We start from the raw sequence: 16,196 nt of genomic DNA on the forward strand, positions 1-16,196 counted from the left end.
CCCAAACCTTATTTTCTTGCGACAGACAAACCCGGGGTCACATAGCTAAAATGTCGCGCTTCCGCAAGGGTGTGATTCCCGTGAAACAATAATGCTTCAAGTCAAACCGCGAAATTGATTTGATCCTTGACTTTAAAGCTCTACCTTGAGAGCAGGACTGCACGCTGCATCCGCTGGAGAATGATATGACTGAGACTGCCCGCACCACGATCGATGCTTCCGAAATCGAGCATTTTTCACGCATTGCTGCGCAATGGTGGGACCCTCAGGGCAAGTTCCGTCCGCTTCACAAGTTCAATCCGACGCGGCTCACCTATATCAAGGAAAAGGTCTGCGAGAAGTTCAATCGCGATCCCAACAGCCCTCGCCCGTTTGAAGGCTTGCGCTTTCTCGATATCGGCTGCGGCGGTGGCCTTCTGTGCGAGCCGATGTCGCGTCTCGGCGCAACGGTGATCGGTGCGGATGCATCCGAAACCAATATCGAAGTTGCAAAAATCCACGCCGCCCAAAGCGGTGTCGAAGTCGATTATCGTGCAACCACCGCAGAAGCACTGGCTGAGGCTGGTGAGAAATTCGATGTCGTTCTCAACATGGAAGTGGTCGAACACGTCTCTGACGTTGATCTGTTCATGTCGGCGACCAGCGAAATGGTGAAGCCGGGCGGACTTATGTTTGTCGCCACCATCAATCGCACACTCAAAGCCTATGGCCTTGCAATCATCGGCGCTGAATATGTATTGCGCTGGCTGCCTCGCGGCACGCATCAATATGAGAAGCTGGTGCGCCCTGAAGAGCTGGAAGCAGCATTTTCCAAGGCTGGCCTCACCCTTATCGACAAGCTTGGCGTCACCTATAATCCGCTGGCCGACAGCTGGAGCCGCTCACGCGATACCGATGTGAATTACATGGTTCTCGCAGAACGGCCAGCGTAAACATTCGATTATCAGCGTTTCTGGGCTTTCGTCGTCAGCGCCACACCAAAGGCGATGACGACCGCACTGATCCAGGTGAGCGGTGGATAGTTTTCACCCAAAAACAACGTGCCGGAAATCAGCCCGAGAGCTGCTGCCACATAGCCGATCTGGCTGAGATAAACCGGCCCACCGACCGCCTGTAGCCTGAAGAACAGAGCAAACATGCCTGCCGAGGCAATAGCTTGTGCGACTGCCGTCATCGGCGCCAGTGCCAATGTCTCAATTGGGAAATTGCCGTTAAACAGGAAAATGCCCACAAAAAGCATCACGGCGGCAGCCAGATGACTGCCTGCTGCAAGTTCCGTCGGATCTGCATTCTTAGGCCAGTCGAGTGTACGATAGACATTCCCCATTGCCAGAAGCACCGGAATGAGAAGTGCAAGCCCAATCCACAATGGATCAGCAGGTTTGCCTACTTCGCCGCGTGTCATTGCGACCATGATCGCGCCGATGAACCCGGTAACAATCCCTGCTATACCAAGCCCACTGGGACGGCGCAGGCCAAATCCCATTGAGATTACCAGCGTCATGACCGGCGAAAGTGTGTACATGATTCCCGTAAAACCAGCACCAAGACGCGGGATAGCCGACAGGATCAAAAGGTTTGGCAGCGCGTAAGAAATCGCCGCCGTGCAGATATAATAACGCAGCTTGCTGTAAGACAGCCCAACCCGCTTTTTGCTCAAAAGCAAAACCAGAAGCAGAATAATCCCCGCACTGGCTGAAAACAGGAACGTCCACATTGTAGGCGGAACACCGGCTTCCGCTGCAATTTTCCCCAGCGGTAAAATGAGACCCAGCAACGTGCCAGTGGCAAGCAACAGGAAAGGCGCGGAATCCATTGGTTTCATGCGCCGTGTCCCCCCGCACGCAATTTGATGTTCTTTATAAATAAAATCAGTTCTTGTCTTCCGGGAAGACAGGCAGCGGCATCACATCCACACCGTCTTCGATGAGAGAATGAACGCCTTCCCTGGAAGCTTCGCCGTAAATACCGCGCGCTTCAGTCTCACCAAAGTGGATTTTGCGGGCTTCCTCGGCAAACTGGTCGCCAACATAATCCGCATTCTCGCGAACCTTGCGGCTCAGCTCGCGCATTTCATCCAGCACCTGCTTCTGTGCTTCACTCATGGCAACAGCCACCTGCTCTTTCGAGCGGCTGGTGGAGACGGCAGGCGCCATCAGCGACTTCTGCACTTGCAGAGATCCACAGGACGGGCAGGATACAAGCTTGCGCTCCGCCTGCCGATCAAAATCAGCATTATCGCGGAACCAGCCCTCAAACTCATGGCCGTGATCGCAATGAAGCGAAAAGCGGATCATGGATTATGCGTCCTCTTTCTCTTTTGCGGAGGCAACCTTAACCGAGAACTCACGCGCATTCTTGAGATTAGGCACTTTGGCGCGTGCGCTCGCACTTTCCGCAATATCAATATCTGCAATGATGACTGCCGGTTCATCATGGGCTGCTTCCGCCAGAACCTTGCCCCAGGGCGAGACGATCAGCGAATGGCCATAAGTCTCGCGACCATCTTCATGCAGGCCACCTTGTGCCGCCGAAATCAGGAAGGCACCATTTTCAATCGCGCGCGCACGCTGCAAGATATGCCAGTGCGCTTCACCGGTCTGCCTGGTGAAAGCAGCCGGCGCTGTAATCACATTGGCACCGGCGAGCGCCTGCGCGCGGAAAAGCTGCGGGAAGCGAATATCGTAGCAGACAGCCATGCCGACATTGGCAAAGGGCAGTTCGGCAATAACGGTTTCTTTGCCCGGCTCGTAAGTTGCCGATTCGCGCCAGCTTTCGCCATTGTCGAGATCAACATCGAACATATGAACCTTGTCATAAGTGGTAATCTTTTCGCCTGAAGGCGCGAAGATGCCACCGCGATTGGCGATCTTGCCCTCGCCCACATCAATGGCCGTTGAGCCGATATGCAGAAAAATGCCGTGCTTCTTTGCAAGCGCCGATGCAGCCTTGAACACAAGGTCATTGCCTTCATCGCGCAAGCTTGCAAAAAAGGCCACACGGTCGCGCATCAGCGCGCCGGTCATTTCAGGGGTCTGCACATAATGAGCACCCTTTGCCACAGCAGCGGAAACCAAGGTTTCCAGAGCTTCAACATTGCGGACGATATCGGTGCCCGAACGCATCTGAACAGCAGCGGCGCGAAAAGTGCTCATTGGTATCTCCCCTAAATTTAGTTCAGTGCGCCGGTTGCAAGCAAACCATCAAGCTTGCCGGTATTGTCGAGCGCAAAAAGATCGTCACAACCGCCGACATGAACCGAACCCACAAAAATCTGCGGGAAAGTGTTACGGCCGGAACGCTCCTGCATTTCTGCACGCAATTCAGGCGTTGCGCCTGCATTGATTTCGTTGAACTGAACGCCCTTCTCGTTGAGAAGGCCCACTGCACGGGTGCAATAAGGGCAGCCTGGGCGGGTATAAATGGTAACATCAACCATGAAAAACTCCATTCGTTGTCAACTATATAAGTGGCAACGCCCTGATCTGGAAGCCCCTCATGCATTCACGAAACTGTATTTATGTATCGGGTAGAACACGGCTAAACGTCAACACGTCAACACTCTTTGCCCCACCGCGCAACAAGGCGCGGGTCGCAGCTTTCACGGTCGATCCGGTCGTATAGACATCATCGACAAGCAAAACCCGACGCCCCCGCACATGAATGTCGTGTTCTTTTGGAACCCGGAACGCGCCGTCGACATTACGCCTTCGCTCTTTCAGACCAAGCCCGATCTGCTGATCGGTACGGCGAATACGCTTGACCGCCTGTGGGGCAAAAGGCTTGTTGCTCAGCTCTGATAATGCTCGGGCCAATTCTGCCGATTGATTGAACCGTCGCGACCAGAAGCGCCACCTGTGCAAAGGCACAGGCAGAATCACATCACATTCATCCAGCAGTTCTCGCCCTGCCCGCTGCATCCAGCGCGCCATCCACGGCGCAAGATCCGTACGGTCATGAAACTTGAGTCCGACCGCCATGCGCTGTGCTGCACCCCGATGCAACACTGCCGATCGTAAACGGCGGAACGGTGGCGGGTCTGCAATCGCCTCGGCGCTCATAAAATTCTCGCCGAAATCATGATTGAACGGAATGCCCAACACCGGACAATAGGGCTTTTCAATAAAACGCAATTGCGACCAGCATTGCGGGCATAGGGTTCCCGGCTCTGAAACCTGTGTGCGACAGCCGATACAACTGGCTGGAAACAAAATATCAGAAGAATAGCGCAAACCGCCACGAACGACGCTGAATGCGTTCGTTTTGATCCTGTACAACAAGCTTTGATGCGATCTGCCGTCATCTGCCATTGCATTCGCCCCCGTTCGAATGCATCTAATCATTTGCTTTCACGCATTATCCCACGCAAAACCGCTTCGCACTTTTGCTGGAAATGCTTCTACTTTATCCCAGCATGCTCGAAAGAGAAGACGGAATCGCAATGGCCGCTCCCTCATCTGCCCCCACACACGAAAGCGCGATATTTGATCGCGACCTTTTACTGGCCTTCCGTCGGCGCGCCTTCAGACGCGCCGAACCGGGTGCGGATTTTCTCTTGCGCCGTGCTGCCGAAGATCTGGAAGACCGCCTGAATGCAGTCAAGCGTCGCTTTCCCGTTGCTGTCGACCTTGCAGGTCATAATGGATCTGCCGCCGCAGCCATTGCCCGATCAGGCAAAGCCGATCTGATCCTGCGCGTCGAACGCGATGAGGCTTTTTTGCAAGGCCCGTTTGCAGCGATTGTTGCGGATGAAGAAATTCTGCCGCTCAAACCCGGCAGCGTCGATCTCATTGTTTCGCTCATGTCTTTGCACGCGACCAATGATACGCCAGGAACAATGGTGCAGATTGCGCGTGCGCTTAAGCCGGACGGTCTTTTCCTTGCAGCATTCAGCGGCAATGGGACCTTGGGCGAATTGCGGGAAAGTCTTTTACAGGCCGAAATTGAACTGACCGGCGGGGCTTCTCCGCGTGTCTTTCCGTTCGCGGATGTGCGTGATGTCGGCGGTCTTTTGCAGCGTGCAGGCTTTGCCCTTCCGGTAACGGATGTGGAAAATGTCACCGTACGCTATGATTCAATTTTCAATCTGATGACCGACCTGCGTGCGATGGGTATGCAGAATATTTTGCGTGACCGCTCGCGCAAGCCGGTGTCGCGGCGTCTTTTTCTGCGTGCTGCCGAAATTTATGCCGAACGTTTCAGCGATCCGGATGGGCGTATCCGTGCCACCTTCTCGACAATCTGGCTGTCTGGCTGGGCACCGCACGAATCGCAGCAAAAGCCACTCAAGCCCGGTTCTGCCAAGGCTTCGCTGGCTGATGCATTGAAAAACATCGAATAGAGCTTTCAGCAATCGCCCGTATGGCTGCCGTCCGGATCAATGACGCAGATTGGACGAACGGGTGCTTTGCGGGTAACGACTGGATCATGTTTGATTGACCCGGTCATAGTCCGGTCAATGCCATCCGGCAGAACGGATTGCGCTGCAACCTTGTTCGCCTGATCGTTTAAAATCGGCACAATGATCAGCGCGAGGGCAACGGCGGCGGAGCCGAAAAGAAGCACGACGCGCAAAATGCCGCGACCAGCTTTCGAGAGTGGGCCCGGCGTATATTCATTATGATCTGCACTGAAATAATTATTATCGAAACTCATGAGACAAACTCCGGGGCACTTGTCCAAGAGAATGCCGCAGCGGAGTGAATCATCAATTAACGCGGGCTGTAAATCGTAAGGAATTGTCAGCTATTTTTAGACTTTCCACAGCTCATAAAAGATCAATCAAAAACGGGATCAGCGGCTCGTCAGCTGGCGGCATCGGATAGTTGCGCATATCCTTTGGCCGAACCCATTTCAGCGCCTGCCCTTCCAGCCCTTGTGCGACACCTTCAAACCGGCGGCAGACATAGAGCGGCATCAGCAAATGAAAGTCGTCATAGGTGTGGCTGGCAAAGGTCAGTGGCGCAAGGCAAGCCACCTTCGTCGTAATGCCAACCTCTTCCTGCAACTCGCGGATCAGCGTTTCTTCGGGAGTTTCACCCTGTTCAACCTTGCCGCCGGGAAACTCCCAGAGACCGGCGAGAGACTTTCCTTCCGGCCTTTGCGCCAGAAGCACGCGTCCATCAGCATCCACAAGCGCGCAGGCCGCGACCAGCACGATACGGCGGGATTTGGTCTCACTCATTTTTCATTACTCTCCCGGTAAGCGTAACGATAGGCTTCCTGAAAACCGAAACGCTTATACAACGCCAGTCCCGCCACATTTTCCGCTTCGATTTGAAGCCATGCCTTTTTGGCACCAAGGCTCGCAGCCCATTTAAGCGTTGATCCGATTATGGTGCGCCCATATCCATTACGACGGGCGTCCGGCAATGTGCCGACGTCGAAAAGTCCGGCCATCACACCATCCTGCACGCAAAGCACATTGGAAACAGCACGTCCGCCCGCTTCCAGAACAAACATGCCTTTGTTTGGACGAATGCCGTCAAGCAGTTCCGAGAACCCCGGACGAAGTTCTTTGGGGCGTCCGTGGATGGTTACGGATGCTTCGACAAAGCGGCCAATGTCTTTGAGCGGAATCTGATCACGCTCCTCCGACAGATCCAGTTCTTCCAGATTGGAAGTCATGACAATGGTTTCGTCCTGACGCTTCCATCCCAGACCTTCAAGATAATCTTCAAGTTCGACGGGAGCGAGTGGCGAAAGCCTGAAACATGGAACACGTCCGTAAGCGCGAAAGCGCTGCGAAGCCAGTTCGACACGCGCGGGAATATCACGTGTATCGCCCGGATCAAGCGGGTTGACCGAGTTGAGGCGCTTTGACGGATGCGCTGCCGTCATGCGTATCGCCCATGTCCCGTCATAATGAACAGACGTGGCGGGCCAGGCGCGAAAGCCTACCGCCTCAAGCTGGCGGACGATAGCAAGATTTTGCGCTGAACCAGTCTTTGTCACTGTCAACTCCGTAAACTCAGCTTCTGTAGTCGCCGTTAATGGCCACATATTCTTTCGTCAGATCGCAGGTCCAGACCGTGGCTTTGCCCTTACCGATCCCCAGATCAACGTGGATGAGAATATCCTCCCCCTGCATATAGGCGGAAGTTGCCTCTTCGGAATAGGCAGGATCACGTTCGCCCTGATGCGCGACGCGAATATCGCCAAACCAGATTGCCAGCAGATCGCGATCAGCTGGTTCTCCCGCTTTGCCGACAGCCATGACGACACGGCCCCAATTGGCGTCTTCGCCGGCAACTGCCGTCTTGACCAGCGGTGAATTGGCGATGGAAAGCGCGATTTTTTTGGCGGAAGCTGCTGATTTTGCGCCTGTCACTTCCACTTCGACCATCTTGCGTGCGCCTTCGCCGTCACGCACGACCTGAAGCGCCAGCGATTTCAGAACGCGTGCCAGTGCCTTTTTAAATTCGCCAAGGCGTTTGTCGGAAGCGTCCGTAATTTCAGGCGCGCCCTGTTCGGAAGCGGAACCTGTTGCAAACAGCATCAGCGTGTCAGATGTGGAAGTGTCACTGTCAACTGTGACCGCGTTGAAGGTCGGGCCAACGCCCTTGGAAAGCAGGCTTTGCAGCACATCGGATTTGATCGGCGCATCGGTAACGACAAATGAAAGCATGGTCGCCATATCAGGTGCGATCATGCCTGCACCCTTGGCGATACCATTGATCGTTACCGGAACCTGACCGAGCAGCACCGTTTCAGTGGCCACTTTCGGATAGGTATCGGTGGTCATGATGGCTTTGGCAGCCTCCGTCCAGAAATCATCGCTGGCCGAGCCTGCCATATCGCTCAAAAGGCCCGAGAATTTCGACGCATCAAGCGGCTCACCAATAACACCGGTAGAGGCAAGAAACACATCGGTCGTATTGCATCCAACAGCCTTTGCTGCCGCTACTGCCGTTGCCTCTGTGGCTGCACGCCCCTTAAGACCGGTAAAAGCATTGGCATTGCCGGAATTAACCACCACTGCGCGCGCCTTGCCATGCGCAAGATTGCGACGACAGAAATCAACTGGTGCGGACGGGCAAAGCGAACGGGTGAAAACACCTGCCACTTCTGCAGGTTTGTCGAACACCATCAGCATGACATCCGTGCGGCCCTTATACTTGATACCGGCAGCAGCAGTTGCAATGCGCACACCGTGAATGACCGGCATGGACGGATAATGTTTTGGAGCAAGCGGTGATACGGACGCGGACATGAGTGCCTCTGAAGAGCTGCGATTTGATTCTGCCGCATTGGAAATGTTTGCGGCACAAAATCAAGAGATAACTAAAGCGAAATCCGAAAAGTGTGGAACAGTTTTCGGACAAGATGCGCTCCAAAACAAATGCTTAGAGCATTTCCTCTAATCCGGAGAAAATTGAAGCCGCTCTTAAGTCGCAATGAAAAACGCCCCGGAAATCCGGGGCGTTTTTATTTCATTCAAGGATTACTGCTGCGGCTGGGCGGCTGGGGCATCGCCCTCATCGCCCTGTGTCTGTGCCGCTGCGGCTTCCTTCATGGCTTTGTCGACAGCCGGATCCTTATAGTCGATCTTCATGCCGTCGCGCAGCTTCTTGACCATTTCGACATAACGCTCACGCATGATGATCGAACGAATCTGCTCGGAAACCTGATCGAACGCTGGCGGCTGCTTGGTGCGGCGATCTTCAAGCTGAATCACGTGGAAGCCAAACTGCGACTGCACAGGTTCCTTGGTATATTCACCCGGCTTCAGCGCAAAAGCGGCCTTTTCGAATTCTGGAACCATCTGGCCTTCAGAGAAGTAACCGAGATCGCCACCATTGGCAGCGGTCCCATCGGTCGAGCTTTCTTTGGCGAGATCTTCAAATTTCGCGCCACCTTCAAGCTTCTTGATGATTGCTTCAGCTTCTTCCTTGGTCTTCACGAGAATGTGACGTGCACGCACTTCGACCTGTGGGGGAATAGCTGCAATTTCCTTGTCGTAACGCGCACGAACATCGGCATCGGAAATCTTGTCGACAACCGCGTCCTTGAAATATTCGTTATGGAGCGCGCGTTCACGCAGGAATTCCATACGGCTCTTGAATTCATCGCTCTGGTCGAGCTTCTCCTTCGCAGCTTCATCAGCCATCGCCTTGATGTCGATGAGGGCTGCGAGAGCGGCCAGACGGCGCTGTTCAGCCGGAAGGCGTGCAAACTGCGGATCCAGATCACCAGCGGCCTGGTCGACCTCACCTACGGTGATATCCTTACCGTTTACAGTCGCCAGAACCTTTGCTGGATCTTCGGAGGCGGCAGCAGATGCAGCAGCTTCAGCTGGCTTTGGTGCAGCATCCTGCGCAAAGACAACGGTGCCCGAAAAACCTGCCAGTGCAACAGACGTGGCAAGAATGGCAAGAGCCTTGCGGTACGGGGCTTTGAGAATGGCTTTCATATGAGATTCTCTCCTTCGAGACCGCCTACCGGCCCCATGAATGCGGCGGAATTTGGCCCGGGAGGACTGTTGTCCGCGATAAAAGACAGGATTTCCAGCCTGTCGAGCAACGTTGACATCGCTTGAAGCCCCTCTTATCTGTCCTTCGACTTGTCGTCCAGTAAGCGACCGGGAGAATTACGCGAAAAATGCGCCGTATCCGGCAGCTTTTAAAGCGCAGTTTTCTTGCATTTGTTTCAATACGCGTGAATAAAGCATTCGACAAAGCATTATCGGCAAAAGTGCAAAGCAGTTTTGTGTTCGAAAATGCGATAAAACAAAGAGTTAGAGCCTTTCGAGAATTTCGGTGAAATCGAAAAGGGCTTGGCGCCGGAAGCGCTTCCGGCTGAACGGACAGGAAAGGACCAGGAATGGTCAGCTTTGGCGGCCTCGCCCGCAAGATATTCGGTTCATCCAACGACCGCCAAGTGAAATCACTGCGGGCCCGTGCGGAACAGATTACTGCGCTTGAGAAGAATTACGAAGGACTTACCAACGAACAGCTTCAGGCGAAGACTGCGGAATTCCGCGCAGCTCTCGCTGAAGGCAAGAAGCTTGACGCATTGCTGCCAGACGCTTTTGCGACGGCGCGTGAAGCCGCCAAGCGTGTGCTTGGTATGCGCCCCTTCGACGTACAGCTGATCGGCGGCATGGTGCTGCATGAGCGCGGTATTGCTGAAATGCGCACCGGTGAAGGCAAGACGCTTATGGCGACGCTGCCTGTCTACCTCAACGCGCTTGAAGGCAAGGGCGTACATGTGGTGACGGTCAATGATTACCTCGCCAGCCGCGATGCCGAAACCATGGGCAAGCTTTATAACTTCCTCGGTCTGACAGTGGGCGTCATCAAGCACGGTCTCGACGATAACGAGCGTCAGGCAGCCTATGCCTGTGACATTACCTATGCCACCAACAATGAACTCGGCTTCGATTATCTGCGTGATAATATGAAGTATGAACGCGCTCAGATGGTTCAGCGCGGCCACAACTACGCCATCGTCGACGAAGTCGATTCGATCCTCATCGACGAAGCGCGCACGCCACTGATCATTTCCGGCCCGCTTGAAGACCGTTCCGACTTCTACAACCTCATCGACACGTTCATTCCCGCCCTTGAGCCGGAAGATTTCGAGATCGACGAAAAGCAGAAGACGGCGATCTTCACCGAAGTCGGCACCGAGAAGGTTGAGCAGCTTCTCGACGCTGCAGGACACCTCAAGGGTGAAAGCCTGTACGACATCGAGAATGTCGCAATCGTCCATCACCTGAACAACGCGCTACGGGCACATAAACTGTTCCAGCGCGATAAGGATTACATCGTCCGTAACGACGAAATCGTCATCATCGACGAATTTACCGGCCGCATGATGCCGGGCCGCCGTTATTCGGAAGGTCTGCATCAGGCACTGGAAGCCAAGGAAAAGGTTACGATCCAGCCGGAAAACCAGACGCTGGCGTCGATCACGTTCCAGAACTATTTCCGCATGTACACCAAGCTCTCCGGCATGACCGGTACGGCTGCGACGGAAGCGGAAGAGTTCGGCAATATTTACGGCCTGGAAGTTCTGGAAATTCCAACCAATCTTCCCGTCAAGCGTATCGACGAAGACGATGAGGTCTATCGCACGGTTGAAGAAAAATACCGTGCAATCGTCAAGGATATTCAAGCGTCACACGCTAAGGGCCAGCCGGTCCTCGTCGGTACGACCTCGATCGAAAAGTCGGAACTTCTGGCTGAGCGTCTGCGCAAGGAAGGCGTGAAGGACTTCCAGGTTCTGAACGCCCGTTACCACGAGCAGGAAGCTTTCATCATCGCACAGGCTGGCGTCCCCGGTGCTGTGACCATCGCCACCAACATGGCCGGTCGCGGTACGGATATCCAGCTCGGCGGCAATCTGGAAATGCGTGTCCGTCAGGAACTCGCCGATGTGCCGGAAGGTCCCGAGCGCGACGCAAAAACCGCCGAAATCAAGGCTGATATCGCAAAGCTGAAAGAAAAGGCTCTCGCTGCCGGTGGTCTTTATGTTCTCGCCACCGAGCGCCACGAAAGCCGCCGTATCGACAACCAGCTGCGTGGCCGTTCCGGTCGTCAGGGCGATCCGGGCCGTTCGAAATTCTTCCTGTCGCTGCAGGACGACCTGATGCGCATCTTCGGCTCCGACCGCATGGACGGGATGTTGCAGAAACTCGGCCTGAAAGAAGACGAAGCCATCGTTCACCCATGGATCAACAAGGCGCTTGAAAAGGCGCAGACCAAGGTTGAAGCCCGTAACTTCGAAATCCGTAAGAACCTGCTCAAGTACGACGACGTGATGAACGATCAGCGTAAGGTGATCTTCGAACAGCGACTTGAGATAATGGACGAAGAAGACCTGACCGAGACAGTGAACGAGATGCGTCACGAAGTCATCGAGGACATGGTCAGGTTGCGTATCCCCAAGGATGCTTATGCTGAAAAGTGGGATATTGCTGGCCTCAAGGACGACGTCCTGACCAAGCTCAACCTTGTGCTTCCGGTCGAAGACTGGGCCAAGGAAGAAGGCATCGCCGAAGAGGAGTTTGAAGCCCGTATCAAGGAAGCAGCCCACAAGGCCGCAGCCGAGAAGGCAGAACGCTTTGGTGCGCAGATCATGACTTACATCGAGAAGTCGGTGATCATGCAGTCGCTCGACAATCTGTGGCGCGAACACCTTGTCAATCTCGACCATCTGCGCTCGGTCGTCGGCTTCCGTGGCTATGCACAGCGCGATCCGCTCAACGAGTACAAGACCGAAGGCTTTGAACTGTTTCAGGCCCTGCTCGCAAACCTGCGTGAAGTGGTTATCACCCAGTTGATGCGTGTCGAAATTGTCCGGGAAGCGCCGCCAGAGCCAGAGCTTCCACCAATGACCGGTCGCCATATCGATGGCACCACCGGTGAGAATGACTTCGACGAGAATGCATGGGCAGAGCATCAGCAGGATGAACGTGTCATCCCGGCCGGTGAGCGTGACCCTGCGGATCCGACGACATGGGGCAAGATCAGCCGTAATGAAGCCTGCCCTTGCGGATCAGGCAAGAAATACAAGCATTGCCACGGAGCGTTTGATTAAGCGCATCCCGAAAAGTGCGAAGCGGTTTTCGGAGAAGATGCGCGAAAGCGAATAACTGGAGCAAATCCCGAAAAGTGTTATCCGATACAGAACCCTGGCGCGAAATCGCCGGGGTTTTTCTTCACAAATATAGTGCTTCAGCTCCCTGAGCTTGAACGGACAAAGCGATACATCAAAGGCGTGCAAAGAAGACGGTTGATCGCTACATACTGCAATTTTAGTCATTGCGTAAAAACTGATATGTTCAGAAAGTAATTACCATCTCTTTCAATTTGGCTTCGCTTTGACAGCGAAGGTTTTTTCTTTTTACCTTTGTAAAGAACTACCATCTAATAATCAGCCATCGCAAAACCGGCGCAGTGTCGGATGCTTATAAAAGATGATCCTCAAGAAGATCAGCAGAAAGTGCGGAACCTTAAGCCAAGGGCCGTGACAACAGGGTTGGCAACGAGTGGATTTTTTGGCAACGAAAGCAGCGAGCCGGCTTTTGCCTGGCAGGATCGCAGCCAGACTTCGTCCAGTGACGGAGCGGATGGATGCTGTCTTGATGGGAGAAGACCCGCAGGCGAGTGCCCAGCGTTCATCGCTGTTGGCCTTTTCTGTGCGTGCGGCGAGTGCTGCCATAGCTCTGCTTTCGCAAGTTATCCTCGCCCGATGGATGGGCGAGTTTCAATACGGCATTTTCGTGCTCGTCTGGCTTACGATGGTCATTATCGGTGATCTTGCCTGTTTCGGACTTCACACCACCATCATCCGTTATGTGCCGGAATATATTCAGCGTAACCTGCTTAATCCGCTGCGTGGTATCCTTTATACCGGACGCCTTTTTGTACTGGGATCAGCCACAGCAATTGCTCTGCTTGGAGCCGTGCTGTTGGTACTTCTGAAAGACCACATCGCGAGCTATTACCTCATTCCGTTCATTCTCGGTTTCATCTGCCTGCCAATGATCGCGCTTGGCAATATGCTCGACGGCATTGCCAGATCGCGTACGTGGATCATGATGGCTCTGACACCGAGCTATATCATCCGCCCGCTGCTTGTTCTCATTTTCATGGTGATGGCTCACATCGCAGGATTGCCTTCCACTGCCACGACTGCACTTGCTGTTTCCATTGCTGCCACCTGGGTAACCACGGTCGGGCAATTGCTGACCCTTGACCGGTCGCTGACTAGGGATATTCCGTCCGGGCCAAAGGAAATCCATCTGGCAACCTGGATGAAAGTTGCCTTGCCAATTTTCTTTGTCGAAGGGTTTTTCTTCCTTCTGATCAATGTCGATGTGCTGATGGTTGGCCACATCATGGATCCGCAGCATGTGGCAATCTATTTCGCGGCAACCAAGATCATGGCACTGGCCCATTTCGTCTATTTCGCCGTCAAGGCCAGCGTTGCACAACGTTATTCCGATCTGTTGCACAGCGGCGACCGCACCGAATTTGCCAGCTTTGCAGAAGCGTCGACCCGTTGGACCTTCTGGCCAACATTGTTTCTCGGAATTGTCATTCTCGCCATAGGCTATCCTCTGCTGATGCTGTTTGGCAGCACCTTCACTGAAGGCTATCCGCTTCTGTTCATTCTGATTATCGGTGTGATTGCGCGCGCAAGCGTAGGACCAGCCGAAAGCCTGCTCAACATGTCAGGCAAGCAGAATATCTGTGCCCTGCTTTATGCAATAACGCTTGCGGTTAACATCGTGCTCAATCTTCTTCTCATTCCACGCTTTGGTCTGATGGGAGCAGCCTTCTCGACAGCCATTTCGATGCTGCTTGAGGCAGTTTTACTTTCAACCGCAGTGCACCGCACCATGCAGATCACAATGTTTATTCTTATTCCCCAAAAGCGCACCCGAGACGCCCGCAGCAATAGTTCTGAGGAGACCTTGTAATGGCCGCGAAACCTTTGCTTGAAGAATCCGCAGGCGGACACACCGCCCGCATCATTTCGCAATTATCCGAGAGCTTGCCAGCTATGGATGCCACAAAGCGGCTGGAGGAAAGCCTGCATGGCCGCGACATCCCTCGCAAGCTTGCCATCTACGGTGCATCGGCTGGCTTTGAACTGCGGGACGAGCTTGACCACCTGAGCAATCGCACGATTGAGCCGAACATCTTTTTCAACGCACGTTTTCTCGCCCCTGCCATGCCGCGCCTGGAAGACCGTGAAGTACGCTTCATGGTCATGCGTGATGAAAACGAAATTCGTAGCCGACTACGTTTCGTTATGCCCTATACGATTGAGCGTCCCGGGCTACCGCTTTCCGCACCGGTCATCCGTGCCTGGGCAACGCCTTTCGGACCACAGGGCACACCGCTTATCGACCATGATAACCCAGTCGGCGTTCTGGAAGACCTGTTCGATATTCTGGCACGCGATCATATCAAAATGCCGGAAGTCCTTGTGCTTCCCGAAATGCGTGCCGACGGTGCAGCCGCAAAACTGATCCGCTCGGTGGCGGTCGGTCGACAGTTGCCCATTGTTTCAATCGAGCAGAAAGAGCGTCCATTCCTCGAAAGCAATCTGGACGGCGAAACCTATATCAAACAGGCTATTGGCGCGCATCATCGTCGCGATTATAGCCGCCTGTGGCGTCGCCTTGCCGAAAAAGGCGAACTTGCACATCGTATTGCCAGAACACCGGATGAAGTCCGCTATGCGTTCGAACATTTCCTGATCCTGGAGGCCAGTGGCTGGAAAGGTCGGCGCGGAACCGCCATGGCCGTTGACCGGTTTCGGTCAGCCTTTGCCCGTGAAGCCGTCAATAATCTTGCCGAACGTGACTGTGTTCGCATCCACACATTGGAACTCGCCGGACGCGTGGTTGCCATCCTGATTGTATTCACAGTCTCAGGCGAAGCATGGACCTGGAAGACAGCCTATGACGAAACACTTCACGCCTATTCACCAGGCATGTTGTTAATGATAGAGGTTGTTAAAAATCATCTTGAGGACACCAATATCACACGCACGGATTCTTGCGCCGTGCCGGATCATCCTGTCATGTCCCGCTTGTTTAAAGAGCGCGAAACCATCGAAACTCTGGTGATTGGTCTTCATCCGGGAGCTGACAAGAATGTTCGGCAGGCGGCCTCGCAGATCCACCTCTATCAGCGCACCCGTAATCTGACGCGCATCATTCGAAATCGCATCCGCAACTTTACCGAGCGTAAATAACCGGAAATAAGAACAAAATAAGAAATACATGATTACTTGAGATAGCTCGAATCTGTGCTATCATTGCTTCTGGGAGAGCGCCTGAAACTAAAAATTGCAGGCGAAAATGAGGGGCTGATTTGCCTAGCATTGGGTTTTACTCAATTGCGTTCAAGTAAACGGCTAAATGCGACCTTTTTTCGCCGCTCACAAACCACAAAGCGCCTCCCTTGGGAAGGAGATGCGCTATGTTTGAATATCTCGCTTATCTGAAAACCATTGACCTGATTGTGCTTGGCTTTATCGCCTTTCTGGTCTGCTGGAATATCGTCGAATACAATCTGCGCCGCTGAGGCAAGAGCAGTATTCCGATTGATCGACTGATATCCGCACTCGGAGATCAGGTTTAAAGCATCACCAGCAAAAGCGCGAAGCTGTTTTGCGTTGGATGATGTGTAGAAACGAAAACATAGAGCCGTTCTATCTTGAGTCGAGCTGCT

General features: G+C 53.8%; 16 protein-coding genes. 6 read left to right on the plus strand and 10 right to left on the minus strand.

The genetic code is table 11. The annotated features are described in order from the left end of the window. The first annotated feature begins 185 nt into the window (after positions 1–185). Positions 186–932, plus strand: a complete 747-nt coding sequence (gene ubiG / locus CEV33_RS12185) for a bifunctional 2-polyprenyl-6-hydroxyphenol methylase/3-demethylubiquinol 3-O-methyltransferase UbiG (protein ID WP_094540732.1) — start codon at positions 186–188, stop codon at positions 930–932. Positions 933–943: 11 nt separating this feature from the next. Here ubiG and CEV33_RS12190 read toward each other — a convergent pair whose 3' ends face one another. The 5 genes from CEV33_RS12190 to CEV33_RS12210 form a co-directional block, all read right to left on the minus strand. Further along, on the minus strand, positions 944–1,825 hold the full coding sequence (locus CEV33_RS12190) for a DMT family transporter (RefSeq protein WP_094540733.1): 882 nt from the start codon (positions 1,823–1,825) through the stop codon (positions 944–946). 46 nt (positions 1,826–1,871) lie between these two features. After that, positions 1,872–2,297, minus strand: a complete 426-nt coding sequence (locus tag CEV33_RS12195) for a DUF1178 family protein (protein ID WP_094540734.1) — start codon at positions 2,295–2,297, stop codon at positions 1,872–1,874. Positions 2,298–2,300: 3 nt separating this feature from the next. Continuing rightward, positions 2,301–3,155, minus strand: coding sequence for a carbon-nitrogen hydrolase family protein (locus tag CEV33_RS12200; protein WP_094540735.1), 855 nt, complete (start codon positions 3,153–3,155; stop codon positions 2,301–2,303). A 17-nt stretch (positions 3,156–3,172) separates the two neighbouring features. Next, on the minus strand, positions 3,173–3,439 hold the full coding sequence (gene grxC, locus CEV33_RS12205; RefSeq protein WP_094540757.1) for a glutaredoxin 3: 267 nt from the start codon (positions 3,437–3,439) through the stop codon (positions 3,173–3,175). A gap of 79 nt (positions 3,440–3,518) precedes the next feature. Next, positions 3,519–4,310, minus strand: coding sequence for a ComF family protein (locus CEV33_RS12210; protein WP_094540736.1), 792 nt, complete (start codon positions 4,308–4,310; stop codon positions 3,519–3,521). A gap of 131 nt (positions 4,311–4,441) precedes the next feature. Here CEV33_RS12210 and CEV33_RS12215 point away from each other — a divergent pair, with 131 nt between their 5' ends. Then, entirely contained in the window at positions 4,442–5,341 is a 900-nt protein-coding gene (locus CEV33_RS12215) for a methyltransferase domain-containing protein (protein WP_094540758.1), read from the plus strand. A 5-nt stretch (positions 5,342–5,346) separates the two neighbouring features. Here CEV33_RS12215 and CEV33_RS12220 read toward each other — a convergent pair whose 3' ends face one another. The 4 genes from CEV33_RS12220 to argJ all read right to left on the minus strand — a co-directional run bounded on the left by CEV33_RS12220 (position 5,347) and on the right by argJ (position 8,212). Next, positions 5,347–5,655: a hypothetical protein gene (locus tag CEV33_RS12220; RefSeq protein WP_094540737.1), complete on the minus strand. Its 309-nt coding sequence runs from the start codon at positions 5,653–5,655 to the stop codon at positions 5,347–5,349. Positions 5,656–5,767: 112 nt separating this feature from the next. Then, positions 5,768–6,184, minus strand: a complete 417-nt coding sequence (gene mutT, locus CEV33_RS12225; RefSeq protein ID WP_094540738.1) for an 8-oxo-dGTP diphosphatase MutT — start codon at positions 6,182–6,184, stop codon at positions 5,768–5,770. Beyond that, positions 6,181–6,954 carry a GNAT family N-acetyltransferase gene (locus CEV33_RS12230; RefSeq protein WP_445433016.1) on the minus strand — a complete coding sequence of 258 codons (774 nt, stop codon included), beginning with the start codon at positions 6,952–6,954 and terminating at the stop codon, positions 6,181–6,183. The genes mutT and CEV33_RS12230 overlap by 4 nt, the downstream gene beginning before the upstream one ends. Before the next feature lie 16 nt (positions 6,955–6,970). Further along, on the minus strand, positions 6,971–8,212 hold the full coding sequence (gene argJ / locus CEV33_RS12235; RefSeq protein ID WP_094540740.1) for a bifunctional glutamate N-acetyltransferase/amino-acid acetyltransferase ArgJ: 1,242 nt from the start codon (positions 8,210–8,212) through the stop codon (positions 6,971–6,973). On the opposite strand from argJ, the gene CEV33_RS24005 reads away from it, so the two are divergent. Next, on the plus strand, positions 8,211–8,363 hold the full coding sequence (locus tag CEV33_RS24005) for a hypothetical protein (protein ID WP_167388161.1): 153 nt from the start codon (positions 8,211–8,213) through the stop codon (positions 8,361–8,363). The genes argJ and CEV33_RS24005 overlap by 2 nt on opposite strands. 80 nt (positions 8,364–8,443) lie before the next feature. On the opposite strand, the gene CEV33_RS12240 is transcribed toward CEV33_RS24005, so the two are convergent. Then, positions 8,444–9,412 (minus strand): peptidylprolyl isomerase, encoded by a 969-nt coding sequence (locus tag CEV33_RS12240; protein ID WP_094540759.1) that lies wholly within the window; start codon positions 9,410–9,412, stop codon positions 8,444–8,446. 410 nt (positions 9,413–9,822) lie between these two features. Here CEV33_RS12240 and secA point away from each other — a divergent pair, with 410 nt between their 5' ends. The 3 genes from secA to bspF all read left to right on the plus strand — a co-directional run bounded on the left by secA (position 9,823) and on the right by bspF (position 15,717). After that, complete coding sequence (secA, locus tag CEV33_RS12245) at positions 9,823–12,543, plus strand: preprotein translocase subunit SecA (protein ID WP_094540741.1); 2,721 nt, start codon at positions 9,823–9,825, stop codon at positions 12,541–12,543. Between the two features lie 451 nt (positions 12,544–12,994). Beyond that, the gene (locus tag CEV33_RS12250) at positions 12,995–14,431 is read left to right on the plus strand and encodes a lipopolysaccharide biosynthesis protein (protein WP_094540742.1); all 1,437 of its coding nucleotides are present in this window, start codon (positions 12,995–12,997) and stop codon (positions 14,429–14,431) included. Further along, on the plus strand, positions 14,431–15,717 hold the full coding sequence (bspF, locus tag CEV33_RS12255; protein WP_094540743.1) for a type IV secretion system effector crotonyl transferase BspF: 1,287 nt from the start codon (positions 14,431–14,433) through the stop codon (positions 15,715–15,717). Before CEV33_RS12250 ends, bspF begins: the two co-directional genes overlap by 1 nt. Positions 15,718–16,196: the final 479 nt, after the last annotated feature.

Source organism: Brucella grignonensis (assembly GCF_002252505.1).
Lineage (GTDB): Bacteria > Pseudomonadota > Alphaproteobacteria > Rhizobiales > Rhizobiaceae > Brucella > Brucella grignonensis.

Bases quoted from the DNA above. Each gene is read 5' to 3' on its own strand.
- grxC (WP_094540757.1), bottom strand. From the start codon at position 3,439: ATGGTTGATGTTACCATTTATACCCGCCCAGGCTGCCCTTATTGCACC.
- secA (WP_094540741.1), top strand. From the start codon at position 9,823: ATGGTCAGCTTTGGCGGCCTCGCCCGCAAGATATTCGGTTCATCCAAC.
- CEV33_RS12240 (WP_094540759.1), bottom strand. From the start codon at position 9,412: ATGAAAGCCATTCTCAAAGCCCCGTACCGCAAGGCTCTTGCCATTCTT.
- CEV33_RS12215 (WP_094540758.1), top strand. From the start codon at position 4,442: ATGGCCGCTCCCTCATCTGCCCCCACACACGAAAGCGCGATATTTGAT.
- argJ (WP_094540740.1), bottom strand. From the start codon at position 8,212: ATGTCCGCGTCCGTATCACCGCTTGCTCCAAAACATTATCCGTCCATG.
- CEV33_RS24005 (WP_167388161.1), top strand. From the start codon at position 8,211: ATGAGTGCCTCTGAAGAGCTGCGATTTGATTCTGCCGCATTGGAAATG.
- CEV33_RS12200 (WP_094540735.1), bottom strand. From the start codon at position 3,155: ATGAGCACTTTTCGCGCCGCTGCTGTTCAGATGCGTTCGGGCACCGAT.
- bspF (WP_094540743.1), top strand. From the start codon at position 14,431: ATGGCCGCGAAACCTTTGCTTGAAGAATCCGCAGGCGGACACACCGCC.
- CEV33_RS12220 (WP_094540737.1), bottom strand. From the start codon at position 5,655: ATGAGTTTCGATAATAATTATTTCAGTGCAGATCATAATGAATATACG.
- ubiG (WP_094540732.1), top strand. From the start codon at position 186: ATGACTGAGACTGCCCGCACCACGATCGATGCTTCCGAAATCGAGCAT.
- CEV33_RS12195 (WP_094540734.1), bottom strand. From the start codon at position 2,297: ATGATCCGCTTTTCGCTTCATTGCGATCACGGCCATGAGTTTGAGGGC.
- mutT (WP_094540738.1), bottom strand. From the start codon at position 6,184: ATGAGTGAGACCAAATCCCGCCGTATCGTGCTGGTCGCGGCCTGCGCG.
- CEV33_RS12210 (WP_094540736.1), bottom strand. From the start codon at position 4,310: ATGGCAGATGACGGCAGATCGCATCAAAGCTTGTTGTACAGGATCAAA.
- CEV33_RS12190 (WP_094540733.1), bottom strand. From the start codon at position 1,825: ATGAAACCAATGGATTCCGCGCCTTTCCTGTTGCTTGCCACTGGCACG.